Below are 12,471 nucleotides of genomic sequence, written 5' to 3'. Positions count from 1 at the left end.
CAGGAGCCCCTGGAGCCGTGCCCGCAGCGCAGTCCGGCGAACTCGGAGAGTGATTATTTCGTGGCGTGGCACGCAGCAGCACTTACGAAGGGTTATGGTGGAAACCCCCCCTCGGGCCGGTCCGTAACCCCCCCCCACGGACCGGCCCGTTTTTTGTGCCCGGACTGTGCCCGGACTGTGCCCGGACTGTGCGCCGGATGTGCGGCCCGTGTGCGGGGCCGCAGGCGGCGCCGGGCCGGGCCCCCGTCACGTACGGGGGATCCGGCGGCGGTAATCCCGCTCTCAGCCCCGGTTGGCCCAGATGTTGGTGCTCGCGGTGTCCACGGCGAAGGTGTCGATCTCCTTCAGCTCGTCGGCGGTCAGCGCCGGGGCCGACAGCGCGGCCACGTTCTCCTCCAGCTGCTTCACGCTCGACGCGCCGATCAGGGCCGACGTCATTCGGCTGTCTCGCAGGACCCAGTTGAGCGCCAGCTGGGCGAGGGACTGTCCACGGCCTCGCGCGATGCCGTTCAGCCCCCGCAGCCGGCGAACCATCTCCTCGGACAGCAGCCCCGGGTCCAGGGACTTGCCCTGGCTGGCGCGCGACCCCTCGGGGATGCCCGCGAGGTACTTGTCGGTGAGCAGCCCCTGCGCGAGCGGCGCGAAGGAGATGCAGCCCATGCCGGCCGTCTCCAGGGCGTCGAGCAGCCCGTCGGCCTCCACCCACCGGTTCACCATCGAGTAGGACGGCTGGTGGATCAGGGCGGGCACCCCCATCTCCTTGAGGATCCGCGCCGCCTCGGCGGTCTGTACCGCGTTGTAGGAGGACACGCCCGCGTACAGCGCCTTGCCCCGGCTCACGGCGGAGGCGAGCGCGCCCATCGTCTCCTCGAGCGGGGTGGCGGGGTCGAAGCGGTGGGAGTAGAAGATGTCGACGTGGTCGAGGCCCATCCGCTGCAACGAGGCGTCGAGCGAGGACAGCAGGTACTTACGGGACCCCCACTCGCCGTACGGGCCCGGGTGCATCCGGTAGCCGGCCTTGGTGGAGATGACGAGCTCGTCCCTGTACGGGGCGAAGTCCTGGCGGAAGAGCTTGCCGAAGTTCAGCTCGGCGGAGCCGGGCGGCGGGCCGTAGTTGTTGGCCAGGTCGAAGTGGGTCACACCGAGGTCGAAGGCGCGGCGCAGGATCGCCCGCTGGGATCCGAGGCCCCGGTCGTCGCCGAAGTTGTGCCAGAGGCCGAGCGAGACGGCCGGCAGCTTGAGCCCGCTGCGGCCGGTGCGGCGGTACTCCATGGAGTCGTAGCGCGACGCGTCGGCGAGGTAGGTAAGGGAATCAGTCACGTTTCACTCTAAGGCCGGCCGGCGCACGGCGGTCTTATCGCCGAGTTGTGACAGGCCGGGTTGGGCCCCCGTGCCCCCGCCGCAGTAATGTGGCGGCTTCGGGACATGCCGATCCGCGGCGCGGAAGCGCGGTGCGCGGACCGCACGGCGATCCCCCGGGGGGCGGCCCCGGACCCCCCGCGAGGGGGAGGACGGGCCTGAGGCCCGTACGGAACCGAGAGGGTGAACTCAGTGAACTTGCGCGACCTGGTGTACGGGCTCTACGCACGCCGGGTGGAAGGCCGCCTGGATCACGACCAGGTGCCCAAGCACATCGGAGTCATCCTCGACGGCAACCGGCGGTGGGCGAAGGCGTCCGGCGGCTCGGCCGTGCAGGGACACCAGGCCGGGGCGGACAAGATCTCGGAGCTTCTCGGCTGGTGCAGCGAGACGGATGTCGAGGTCGTCACCCTCTGGCTGCTGTCCACGGACAATTTCGACCGGCCGGAGGCGGAGCTCATCCCGCTCCTCGGCATCATCGAGAACACCGTCCGCCAGCTGGCCTCCGACGGACGGTGGCGCGTCCACCACGTCGGCACGCTCGACCTGCTGCCCGCCAGGACCCAGACCGTCCTCAAGGAGGCGGAGGAGGCCACGGCGGGCATCGACGGGATAATCGTCAACGTCGCCGTCGGCTACGGCGGGCGCCAGGAGATCGCGGACGCGGTCCGCTCCCTGCTCCTGGAGCACTCCTCCCGGGGCACGACCTTCGAGGAGCTCGCCGAGGTCGTCTCCACGGACCTGATCTCCGAGCACCTCTACACCCGCGGGCAGCCCGACCCGGACCTCGTGATCCGCACGAGCGGGGAGCAGCGGCTCTCGGGCTTCATGCTCTGGCAGAGCGCCCATTCGGAGTACTACTTCTGCGAGGTCTTCTGGCCGGCCTTCCGCAAGGTCGACTTCCTGCGCGCCCTGCGTGACTACGCGGCGCGGCACCGGCGCTACGGGGCCTGAACACCACGGGGCCGGAATCCGAACGGAAGGCCTTCTCGCAGGCAGGGGCATGGCTTCGCGCGTTCGAGGGAATACAGCTCTCAGGTCGACGTCCGGTCATCAACCAGGCGGACGTCGCAGCCAAGTGAGCGGCAGGCCCGCTCGCCCGGGAGGCCCTTTGCACACGAAGGACCGCACACCGTGCGGCCGACGCGGAGGGCCGGTGTTCGGCCCGCGCACGGGGTCCGAACCCGGTCCGTCCTCTCCCTTCGGGAAGTTGCGCGACGTCCGTCGCACTCCCCGACCTCGTCCGAGGGGGTACGTCCTTCCGTGGTGACCAGCAGCAAGCGCCGCATGCCCGACAGGCGCACCTACGTTCTCGACACCAGCGTCCTGCTGGCCGACCCCAAAGCCATGACCCGGTTCGACGAGCACGAAGTCGTCCTGCCGATCGTCGTGGTCACGGAGCTGGAGGCCAAAAGGCACCACCCCGAGCTCGGATACTTCGCCAGGCAGGCCCTGCGGCTGCTGGACGACTTCCGGGTCAGGTACGGCCGGCTGGACGCCCCGATCCCGCTCGGGGATCTGGGCGGGTCGCTCCGTGTCGAACTCAACCATTCCGACCCCGGCGTCCTTCCCGCCGGCTACCGGTTGGGGGACAACGACTCACGGATTCTCGCGGTCGCACGCAATCTCCAGGCCGAGGGGTACGACGTCACGGTCGTCTCCAAGGACCTGCCGCTCCGGATCAAGGCGTCCTCGGTCGGCCTCCTCGCCGAGGAGTACCGCGCCGAACTCGCCGTCACCGACTCCGGCTGGACCGGGATGGCCGAGCTCACCCTCGCGGCGGAGCAGGTCGACCTGCTCTTCGGCGAGGAGAGCCTCTACATCCCCGAAGCGGCCGAATACCCCGTGCACACGGGGCTGGTCCTCCAGTCCGAGCGCGGCAAGGCGCTCGGCAGGGTCACGGCCGAGGGCAACGTCCGTCTGGTGCGCGGCGACCGGGAGGCCTTCGGGATCCACGGCCGCAGTGCCGAGCAGCGCATCGCGCTCGAACTGCTCCTCGACCAGGACGTCGGCATCGTGTCCATGGGCGGCCGGGCGGGCACGGGCAAGTCGGCCCTGGCACTCTGCGCGGGCCTGGAAGCCGTGCTGGAGCGCCGTCAGCACCAGAAGGTGATGGTCTTCCGCCCGCTGTACGCGGTCGGCGGGCAGGAGCTCGGCTATCTCCCCGGCAGCGAGGCCGAGAAGATGAGCCCCTGGGCGCAGGCCGTCTTCGACACGCTGTCGGCGGTCGCCGGACGCGAGGTCATCGAAGAGGTGCTGGGGCGCGGGATGCTGGAGATCCTGCCGCTCACCCACATCCGGGGCCGTTCGCTCCACGACGCGTTCGTGATCGTCGACGAGGCGCAGTCACTCGAGCGGAACGTCCTGCTGACCGTGCTGTCCCGTATCGGCGCCAATTCGCGGGTGGTGCTCACGCACGACGTGGCGCAGCGGGACAACCTCAGGGTCGGCCGGTACGACGGAGTCGTCGCCGTGGTCGAGAAGCTGAAGGGTCATCCGCTCTTCGCGCATGTCACGCTCACACGCTCCGAGCGTTCACCGATCGCCGCGCTCGTGACCGAAATGCTGGAGGACGGCCACATCTGACACGTAACACCCCATAGATGCCGTCCGGCGAGCCAAGGAGCCTAGCCGGGCGGCATTGTGCTGCGCCGTCATTTCCGAAAAAGTCGTGCGCCAAACGAGGTGTGACCTTTCACACGCAACACAGAATTGCAACGGGCCGTGTCCGTCCGGCAGAGTCTTGCTTCCGTCAGGCCCCGCATACGGCACTTGGGCACCTCCAGAGGCGCCCCGCACCACACAACTCAACAATCGCCGTCCGTATGCCGCCCGCGAGCACCACGCGGCGCTTCCGCAAGGGAGTCGCCCACCGGGCCCGTGCCTCCCGTGACCCAAGCAGTAGGGAGGCCAGTGTCAGGGGCACGATTGCGCCCGCGAGGTCACCTAAGCGGGCGATGCTGGAAGGACACCGTGTGAGCCGGATCTCGGTCCGGGGGTTCGCCGTGGCGTCAGCCACCGCCGTAACCACCGTAGGCGCCGTCGTAGGCGTTGCGTCGGGCAGCACTCCCGCTGCTGACGACAACAACTTCGAGGCGGCCGCAGCCGACACCACGCTGCTCGCAGACATCCCCGCGGGCCAGCAGGCCCAGGTGCAGACCGCTTCGCTGACGCAGCAGGCCGACGCCCAGGCGTCCGCGGCCGACGCGGCGGCCAAGAAGTCCGCCGAGGAGACGGCCCGCATCCAGGCCGCCAAGGACGCCGAGTCGAAGAAGCAGGCGGCCGAGGACAAGCTGGAGGCGCAGCGCGAGGCCAAGAAGAAGGCGGACGCGGCCGAACGCGCGAGCCGTTCCTCGGTCCGTGACGCATCCTCCTTCTCGGCGCAGGGCTCCTACAGCGTGGCCGAAGTGCAGGCGATGGCCCGCCAGATGGTCCCCGCGGACCAGTTCCAGTGCTTCAGCAACATCGTGAACCACGAGTCGACCTGGAACTACCGGGCGAGCAACCCCTCTTCGGGTGCGTACGGACTCGTACAGGCGCTGCCCGGCTCCAAGATGTCGTCCGCCGGTGCCGACTGGCAGACCAACCCGGCCACCCAGATCAAGTGGGGCCTCAGCTACATGGACGGCCGCTACGGCAGCCCGTGCGGCGCCTGGTCCTTCTGGCAGGCCAACCACTGGTACTAGGAGCCCGCGAGGTTCCACGCTCAACCACGAGACGCCCCGCACCGTCCTACGGTGCGGGGCTTCTCGCGTGTACGGTCGATCCGGACAGCTCCAGGGGGCGTGCGGGGAGCGGACGGGGGAAAGGGAAGATCCATGTCTAAACTTCCGGGGTGGCTCGGCCGGGTGGGCGCCGAACTCACCGAGATCGGGGCGCGCCTGGAAGAACGCCGCGCCGAGGACGAGCGCCGAGCCGACGCGGACGCCGTGAGCGGCTCGTCGTCGACGCTCTCCACGGTCGCCGCCGAACAGGTTCCCGCCCCGCCCTCCTACGCCCCCTCCGTCGCCGCCAAGCCCGACCCGGTGGCCGCGATCCCCTGGGGGATGCGCGTGGCGGCCGAGGCAGGCTGGCGGCTGCTGGTCCTGGCCGGCACGCTCTGGGTGCTCATGCGCGTCATCAGCGCCGTCCAACTGGTCGTCCTCGCGTTCGTCGCGGCCCTGCTGGTGACCGCGATGCTCCAGCCCACCGTCGTACGGCTGAGACGGCTCGGGCTGCCGCGTGGTCTGGCCACCGCGGTCACCGCGGTGCTCGGCTTCGTCGTCATGGGGCTGGTCGGCTGGTTCGTCGTGTGGCAGGTGATGGACAATCTGGACGACCTCTCGGACCGGGTCCGTGACGGTATCGACGAGCTGAAGCGCTGGCTCCTGGACAGCCCGTTCCATGTCACCGAGTCGCAGATCAACGACATCGCGAAGAACCTCAGCGACACGATCGGCACCAACACGGAGGAGATCACCTCCGCCGGGCTCCAGGGCGTCACCGTGATGGTGGAGGTCCTCACCGGCCTGCTGCTGGCGATGTTCTCGACGCTCTTCCTGCTCTACGACGGGAAGCGCATCTGGCAGTGGGTGCTCAAGCTGGTGCCCTCCCAGGCACGGCCGGGCGTCGCCGGTGCCGGACCGCGCGCCTGGCGGACGCTGACCGCCTATGTGCGGGGCACGGTGATCGTGGCCCTGATCGACGCGATCTTCATCGGGCTCGGGATCTACTTCCTCGATGTGCCGATGGCGGTTCCGCTCGCCGTCTTCATCTTCCTCTTCGCCTTCATCCCGCTGGTCGGCGCCGTGGTCTCCGGTGCCCTCGCGGTGGTCGTCGCGCTCGTCACCCAGGGCGTGTTCACCGCGCTGATGGTGCTGATCGTGGTGCTCGCCGTGCAGCAGATCGAGGGCCACATCCTGCAGCCCTTCATCCTCGGCCGCGCCGTACGCGTCCACCCGTTGGCCGTCGTGCTGTCGGTCGCGGCGGGCGGCATGGTCGCGGGCATCGGCGGTGCGGTCGTGGCCGTGCCCCTGGTCGCCGTGACCAACACGGTGGTCGGCTATCTGCGCTCGTTCGGGCAGGATCCCGCCGTGCTCCACGGGTCAGGTCCGCACGGCGCCACGGCGCTCTCGGCCCTACCGCCGACGGAACCGCCCCCCGCCCGGCCGGCCGAGGAGCCGGCGGGCGGCGGCGAGCGGCCGGACCCGGTGGACGAGCCGGGAAAGTGACATAAGAAGGGCCCCAGGGACGGTCGGTCGTCCTCGGGGCCCTTCTCGTTCATGGGTACTACTCGGCGAGCACGGCCTCGGAATCGAGGGTCACGCCGACCGCCTGGATCACCGAAGCGATCTTGACGGCTTCCTGAATGGTCTCACGGTCCACGCCGGCCTTGCGCAGCACCTGCTCGTGGGAGTCCAGGCACTGGCCGCAGCCGTTGATCGCGGAGACGGCGAGCGACCACAGCTCGAAGTCGACCTTCTCCACGCCCGGCTTGCCGATGACGTTCATCCGCAGGCCGGCACGGAGGTTTCCGTACTCGGGGTCCGACAGCAGGTGCCGGGTGCGGTAGAAGACGTTGTTCATCGCCATGATGGCCGCGGCCGACTTCGCCGCGGTGTACGCCTCGGCGGAGAGGTTGGCCTTGGCCTCGGGCTCCAGCTCGCGCAGCACCTTCGGCGAGCGCGAGGCGATCGCGCAGGCCAGGACGGTGCCCCACAGCTGCTGCTGCGGGAGCTCGCTGTTGCCGATGACCGAGCCGAGGTTCAGCTTCAGGTCCTTGGCGAAGTCCGGTATGGCGGACTTCAGTTCATCGAGTGCCATGTCGGTATCAGCTCACTCGCCGGAGAGGAGGGCGACCGGGTCGAGGGTGTTCTCGCCCTTGGTCCAGTTGCAGGGGCAGAGCTCGTCGGTCTGCAGGGCGTCGAGGACCCGCAGGACCTCCTTGGGGTTACGGCCCACGGAACCGGCGGTCACCATCGTGAACTGGATCTCGTTGTTCTGGTCGACGATGAAGACGGCGCGCTGCGCGAAGCCGTCCTCGCCCTCGATGCCGAGGTCACGCATGAGCTCGTGCTTCGAGTCGGCGAGCATCGGGAAGGGCAGGTCGGTCAGGTCCGGGTGGTCCTTGCGCCAGGCGTGGTGCACGAACTCGGAGTCACCGGAGAAGCCGAGGATCTGCGCGTCACGGTCGGCGAACTCGTCGTTCAGCTTGCCGAAGGCGGCGATCTCGGTGGGGCACACGAAGGTGAAGTCCTTCGGCCACGCGAAAACGATCTTCCACTGACCCTCGTAGGTCTTGTGGTTGATCTGCTCGAACTCCTTGCCGCTCTCCAGCGACACGCAAGCGGTCAGGTCGAACTCGGGGAACTTGTCACCGACAGTGAGCACGCGCACTCCTTGCTGCGTAGGAAATCCCCTTTTGAGGGTGTTCCTGGGGGTTGGACAGTCCCCACCTTGGCACAGAGTGCATTGATCACGGAAATAGCTACACTCGGTCCGGATGATCGGAGGTGCCTATCAGTGGCGTATGTAAATCAGGCTATTAGGGTCAAGCAGCCAAGCCTCTCGCAGCTGCGCGCCTTCGCGGCCGTGGCGGAGCATCTGCACTTCCGGGACGCGGCGGCAGCAATCGGGATGAGTCAGCCCGCGCTCTCCGGGGCGGTGTCCGCGCTGGAGGTGGCACTGGGTGTCCAGCTCATCGAGCGTACGACGCGCAAGGTGCTGCTCTCGCCCGCGGGGGAGCGCCTCGCGGTGCGGAGCCGGGCGGTGCTGGAGGCACTCGGGGAGCTGATGGAGGAGGCCGAGGCGGTGCGCGCGCCCTTCACCGGGGTGCTCAGGCTCGGCGTGATCCCGACGGTCGCGCCGTATCTGCTGCCGGCCGTGCTCAGGCTGGTCCATGAGCACTACCCGGACCTGGATCTCCAGGTCCACGAGGAGCAGACCTCCTCGTTGCTGGAGGGGCTGGGGGCCGGCCGGCTGGACCTGCTGCTGCTCGCGGTGCCGCTGGGGGTGCCCGGCGTCACGGAACTGCCGCTGTTCGACGAGGACTTCGTGCTCGTCATGGAGAAGCGTCACGAGCTCGCCGGGCGCACCGGCCTGCCGCGCGGGACGTTGCGCGACCTGCCGCTGCTGCTGCTCGACGAGGGGCACTGCCTGCGTGACCAGGCGCTGGACATCTGCCGGGAGGCGGGGCGCACCCAGGGGGCGCCGGTGACGACGACCGCGGCCGGGCTCTCCACGCTGGTCCAGCTCGTCGCGGGCGGGCTCGGGGTGACGCTGCTTCCGCGTACGGCGGTGACGGTGGAGACCGGGCGGAACGAGGCGCTGGCCACCGGGTACTTCGAGGATCCGGCGCCCTCCCGTCGGGTGGCGCTGGCGTTGCGGGCGGGCTCGGCGAGGCAGGAGGAGTTCGAGGAGCTCGCGGCCGCGCTGCGCGGGGCGATGGGGACGCTGCCGGTACGGGTGCCCGAGGAGGGGTGAGCGCGCCCCCCCCGGCGCGCTCACCCCTCCCCGGCCGCGTTCACTCCGTGCGCAGGCCGTCCGGGCGCATCAGGCGCCACAGCAGGGGCAGGGAGAGCACGGTCACGGCCACGACGAGGGCCCCGCCCGCCCCCGCCATCGGCAGGAACACCCACCACCGGGTGACCGATTTGTCGAGCATCCAGGTCAGCAGGGTGCCCAGGCCCAGGCCGCCCGCCGTCGCGACGAGCAGGCCGAGTACCACAGGGACGGCGGTCTGCCAGAGCACCGACCAGCCGAGGGTGACCCGCCTGGTGCCGAAGGCGACCAGCACCGACAGGAGCCGCTTGCGCTCCCGGAGCTGTTCCAGCTGGGAGACCAGCATGGACGCGGCGATCAGCAGCAGAGTGACCACCGCGCCGAGCTGGAGCGCCGTCTGCACGCTGGCGTACTGGCGGTCGCGCGTCATGGAGGTGAGGCTGCCCACCCGCATCGAGGGGTCGATCCTGGCCGCCGTGTTCCGTACGTGTTCGGCGACGTCCTCCACGCCCTCGTCGACCCGGATCTGGGCGATGATCTGGGCGTTGGGCAGGATGCCCGGATCGACCGCGCCGGGCGTCGTCATGATGCCCCAGTGCTCCTTGCCGAGCGGATCGAGCCCGGCCCGCACGGTCCGGGCGTCGGCCGGCAGGGTCCAGAGCACCGACTTCGCGCCCGGCTCCTCGCCGTAGGAGGAGTTGAGCTCGATCTCCTCGCCCTTGCGGGCCGTCTCGTCGATCCAGTCGGCCATCTCCTTGTCGTGCTCCGGATGGACGACGAAGGCGTCGCCCTCCTCGCAGGAGCCGATCGCCGCCAGTTCCTTCAGCGTGGCGCAGTCGCCGACGGTCAGGGTGGTGATGGGCAGACTGTCCCCCTCGTGCGGCTCCGCCCTGGTCACGTACGTCTCGACCGTGCCGATGACGGCCTCGACCCCTTCGGTCGCCCGGAACTCCTCGATGGTCCTGGCCGCGGCCTCACCGCTGACGTCCTCGGAGTAGGTGGTGAACTGGGCCCGTGACGGGTCCTGGCCCGTCATCCGCTTGAAGTCGTCCCCCATGGCGCCGAACAGCATCTGCAGGGCGATCGCGCCCGCCACCGCCACCGTGATGCCGCTGACCGCGCGCGACGCCGCCCCGCTGCTGAGCTGGAGCCTGCGCACGGCGAGCTGCCAGGGCACCGGGCCGCCGTGGACGCGCTTCACGACTGCCTCGACCAGCCAGGGGAGCAGCAGGGCGAGCCCGATCAGGACCAGTGCGGCGCCGGCCGCGATCGGGAACGGCTTGACGGAGGTGAACTCGTCCACCCGCCCGGTCGACGCCAGTACGGCGATTCCCGCGACCGGTACGAGCAGCCGCCACCCGAGGCGGCGTCGCCGGCCGACGGACTTGCGTACGACGCCGAGGGGTTCGATGACCACTGAACGCAGAGCGGCCAGCGTGACGAACACCGCGGCGAGGGGCACGGCCACCGCGATGAGCGCGGCCGGCCACACGGCGGGGACCAGGTCCGAGGGGAAGGCGTTGTGGCCCCAGAGCTCCACCCCGCCGGCGAATCCGCGGCCGACGAAGAAGAGCGCCGCGCCCACCAGCAGTCCGAGCAGTGAGCCGAACAGGGCTTCACCCGCCGCGATCCTGCGGGTCGACCCGATGTCCGTACCGACCAGGCGCAGGGCGGCGAGCCGGCGGTCCCGCCGCTCACCGCCGAACCGTACGGCGGTGGCGATGAAGATCGCCACGGGGACGAGGAGCACCACGCAGATGAGGATGACCAGGACGGCCAGCTCGGGTGGCAGCTCCTCGCCCGACTCCCTGTTCCCGTAGCCGTCCACCCGGTGGCCGCCGGCGGCCGGGGTCAGGGTGTCGCTGCCGGCGTAGTAGTAGAGCTCGCCCGGTGAGAGAAGGCCCTCGTCACCGATCGTCGCGGAGATCCGGTACGGGAGGCGCTCCCTGAGGAGGCTGCCCTCCGGTGAGGCCAGCAGGTCCCGGAGCGCGGGGGAGACGACCATCTCGTCGGGGGCGGGGAGGGACGCGACGCCGGGAGGAGTGACCGGATGTGCGCCTTCGGGGCGCATCAGGAAGCCGTGGACGGCCTGTCCCCTGAACTCGGTCTGCGCGTCGATCCGCAGCACCGTGGTGTCGGACTTCCGGGCCTCCCCGTTCCACGAGGCCGCGTTCTCCGAGCGGGCCTGGTCGCGTGCGGAGCGCGCGTCCAGCAGGTGGGGGACGGACGAGGCGATCAGCAGGAACGCCACGCCGAGGCCCACCCCGACGGCGGTGAGCGCGGTCCGCGCCCAGCCCTCGCGCCCGCCCGCGGCGGCGAAACGTATGCCGAGGCCGAGATCCCTCAACCAGGTCATGCGACGTACTCCAGGTCACGGCACCGGCCGTCGCGTACGACGATGTCGCGGTCCGAGTAGGCGGCCACCCGGGCCTCGTGCGTCACGAGCACGACGGCCGCCCCCGCCGTCCGGGCGGACTCCGTCAGCAGCTCCATGACCCGCTCGCCGTTGAGGGAGTCCAGTGCCCCTGTCGGCTCGTCGGCGAAGACGACCTTGGGCGAGGCGGCCAGGGCGCGGGCCACGGCGACGCGCTGGCCCTGGCCGCCGGACACCTCGCCGGGGCGCTGGTCGGCGATGTCGTCGACCTCCAGACGCTCCAGCCACTCCCGGGCGGTGCGTTGGGCCTGCTTGCGCTTGCCGCCGTTGAGGCGGAGGGGCAGGGCGACGTTCTCCACGCAGGTCAGTTCGGGGACGAGCTGGCCGAACTGGAAGACGAAACCGAAGTCGCTGCGGCGCAGGGCGCTGCGCTCGGCGTCGGGCATCCCGGAGAGTTCGCGGCCGCCGTAGGTGATGGTGCCCGAGTCGGGGGTGACGATTCCGGCGAGGCAGTGCAGCAGCGTCGACTTGCCGGAGCCGGAGGGGCCCATGACGGCGACGACCTCGCCGGGGTGGACGGAGAAGGAGGCGCCGTCGAGCGCGGGGGTCGAACCGTAGGTCTTGTGGAGGTCGTGGGCGGCGAGCAGGGTGCCGGCGGGGGTCACGGGGCGATCACCTCGGCGAGCTTGCCGAGACGTGCGGAGGTGAGCTCCAGCCACCGCAGGTCGGCTTCCAGGTGGAAGAGGGCGTGGTCGCAGATCAGCTGGTCGGCGAGGTCGCCCTGGCGCTTGCGGTCGGTGAGGATCCGCATGAGGCGCAGGTGCTCGGAGCGCTGGGCGTCCAGGAGGTCGGCTGCGTCGCGGCCGGTGAGCAGTGCGAGGACGACCTTCGTGTACAGGGTCGACTGAAGATACGGCTCGGGCTTCTCGGGCTGGGCGAGCCAGGAGCTGACGTCGGTGATGCCCGCGTCGGTGATGGCGTACCGCTTGCGCTCGGGCCCGCCGCCCGTCTCGACGCCGTCGACCTCGACGAGCCCGTTCTTGAGCAGGCGGGACATGGTCGCGTAGACCTGGCCGTAGTGCAGGGGGCGATCCTGCCCGAACTTCTCGTCGAAGGCGCGCTTGAGGTCGTAGCCGTGGCGGGGGCCGGACTCCAGGAGCCCGAGGAGGGTGTGACCGATTGACATGCGCCGCACTGTACATGGCGTGTATACCCGCCATGTATACGACCCCGGGTGGAGGCCGGGCGGCACGGGTGTG

The 12,471-nt window shown here is 70.2% G+C and carries 11 protein-coding genes; 5 read left to right on the top strand and 6 right to left on the bottom strand.

The genetic code is table 11. The annotated features are described in order from the left end of the window. Window positions 1-282: 282 nt before the first annotated feature. Complete coding sequence (gene mgrA, locus ACZ32T_RS06820) at window positions 283-1,320, bottom strand: L-glyceraldehyde 3-phosphate reductase (RefSeq protein ID WP_467268126.1); 1,038 nt, start codon at window positions 1,318-1,320, stop codon at window positions 283-285. A 231-nt stretch (window positions 1,321-1,551) separates the two neighbouring features. Between mgrA and ACZ32T_RS06815 the strand changes: the two genes are divergently transcribed. The 4 genes from ACZ32T_RS06815 to ACZ32T_RS06800 all read left to right on the top strand — a co-directional run bounded on the left by ACZ32T_RS06815 (window position 1,552) and on the right by ACZ32T_RS06800 (window position 6,569). Further along, window positions 1,552-2,313: an isoprenyl transferase gene (locus tag ACZ32T_RS06815; protein WP_250288137.1), complete on the top strand. Its 762-nt coding sequence runs from the start codon at window positions 1,552-1,554 to the stop codon at window positions 2,311-2,313. A gap of 309 nt (window positions 2,314-2,622) precedes the next feature. After that, complete coding sequence (locus ACZ32T_RS06810) at window positions 2,623-3,945, top strand: PhoH family protein (RefSeq protein WP_467268124.1); 1,323 nt, start codon at window positions 2,623-2,625, stop codon at window positions 3,943-3,945. 389 nt (window positions 3,946-4,334) lie between these two features. Then, entirely contained in the window at window positions 4,335-5,045 is a 711-nt protein-coding gene (locus tag ACZ32T_RS06805; RefSeq protein WP_467268122.1) for an aggregation-promoting factor C-terminal-like domain-containing protein, read from the top strand. Between the two features lie 132 nt (window positions 5,046-5,177). Beyond that, entirely contained in the window at window positions 5,178-6,569 is a 1,392-nt protein-coding gene (locus tag ACZ32T_RS06800; protein ID WP_467268120.1) for an AI-2E family transporter, read from the top strand. 58 nt (window positions 6,570-6,627) lie between these two features. Here the strand turns inward: ACZ32T_RS06800 and ACZ32T_RS06795 are convergent, their stop codons facing one another. Next, window positions 6,628-7,161 carry an alkyl hydroperoxide reductase gene (locus ACZ32T_RS06795; protein ID WP_393767293.1) on the bottom strand — a complete coding sequence of 178 codons (534 nt, stop codon included), beginning with the start codon at window positions 7,159-7,161 and terminating at the stop codon, window positions 6,628-6,630. 12 nt (window positions 7,162-7,173) lie between these two features. After that, window positions 7,174-7,728, bottom strand: coding sequence for a peroxiredoxin (locus ACZ32T_RS06790; protein WP_018100933.1), 555 nt, complete (start codon window positions 7,726-7,728; stop codon window positions 7,174-7,176). Window positions 7,729-7,860: 132 nt separating this feature from the next. Here ACZ32T_RS06790 and ACZ32T_RS06785 point away from each other — a divergent pair, with 132 nt between their 5' ends. Beyond that, window positions 7,861-8,820, top strand: a complete 960-nt coding sequence (locus tag ACZ32T_RS06785) for a LysR substrate-binding domain-containing protein (RefSeq protein WP_467365728.1) — start codon at window positions 7,861-7,863, stop codon at window positions 8,818-8,820. A 40-nt stretch (window positions 8,821-8,860) separates the two neighbouring features. Here the strand turns inward: ACZ32T_RS06785 and ACZ32T_RS06780 are convergent, their stop codons facing one another. The 3 genes from ACZ32T_RS06780 to ACZ32T_RS06770 are packed head-to-tail and all read right to left on the bottom strand — an operon-like array spanning window position 8,861 to window position 12,398. Beyond that, complete coding sequence (locus ACZ32T_RS06780; protein ID WP_467268112.1) at window positions 8,861-11,194, bottom strand: ABC transporter permease; 2,334 nt, start codon at window positions 11,192-11,194, stop codon at window positions 8,861-8,863. After that, on the bottom strand, window positions 11,191-11,877 hold the full coding sequence (locus ACZ32T_RS06775) for an ABC transporter ATP-binding protein (protein WP_467268110.1): 687 nt from the start codon (window positions 11,875-11,877) through the stop codon (window positions 11,191-11,193). Before ACZ32T_RS06775 ends, ACZ32T_RS06780 begins: the two co-directional genes overlap by 4 nt. Next, window positions 11,874-12,398 (bottom strand): PadR family transcriptional regulator, encoded by a 525-nt coding sequence (locus ACZ32T_RS06770; protein ID WP_467268109.1) that lies wholly within the window; start codon window positions 12,396-12,398, stop codon window positions 11,874-11,876. Before ACZ32T_RS06770 ends, ACZ32T_RS06775 begins: the two co-directional genes overlap by 4 nt. Between the last annotated feature and the right edge of the window lie 73 nt (window positions 12,399-12,471).

The sequence above is a fragment of the Streptomyces sp. NPDC023573 genome (assembly GCF_055559735.1).
This window is presented reverse-complemented; position numbering and strand designations above follow the sequence as displayed.

Excerpts from the sequence above, each read along its gene's own strand:
- ACZ32T_RS06800 (WP_467268120.1), top strand. The coding sequence starts at position 5,178 with ATGTCTAAACTTCCGGGGTGGCTCGGCCGGGTGGGCGCCGAACTCACC.
- ACZ32T_RS06795 (WP_393767293.1), bottom strand. The coding sequence starts at position 7,161 with ATGGCACTCGATGAACTGAAGTCCGCCATACCGGACTTCGCCAAGGAC.
- ACZ32T_RS06780 (WP_467268112.1), bottom strand. The coding sequence starts at position 11,194 with ATGACCTGGTTGAGGGATCTCGGCCTCGGCATACGTTTCGCCGCCGCG.
- ACZ32T_RS06770 (WP_467268109.1), bottom strand. The coding sequence starts at position 12,398 with ATGTCAATCGGTCACACCCTCCTCGGGCTCCTGGAGTCCGGCCCCCGC.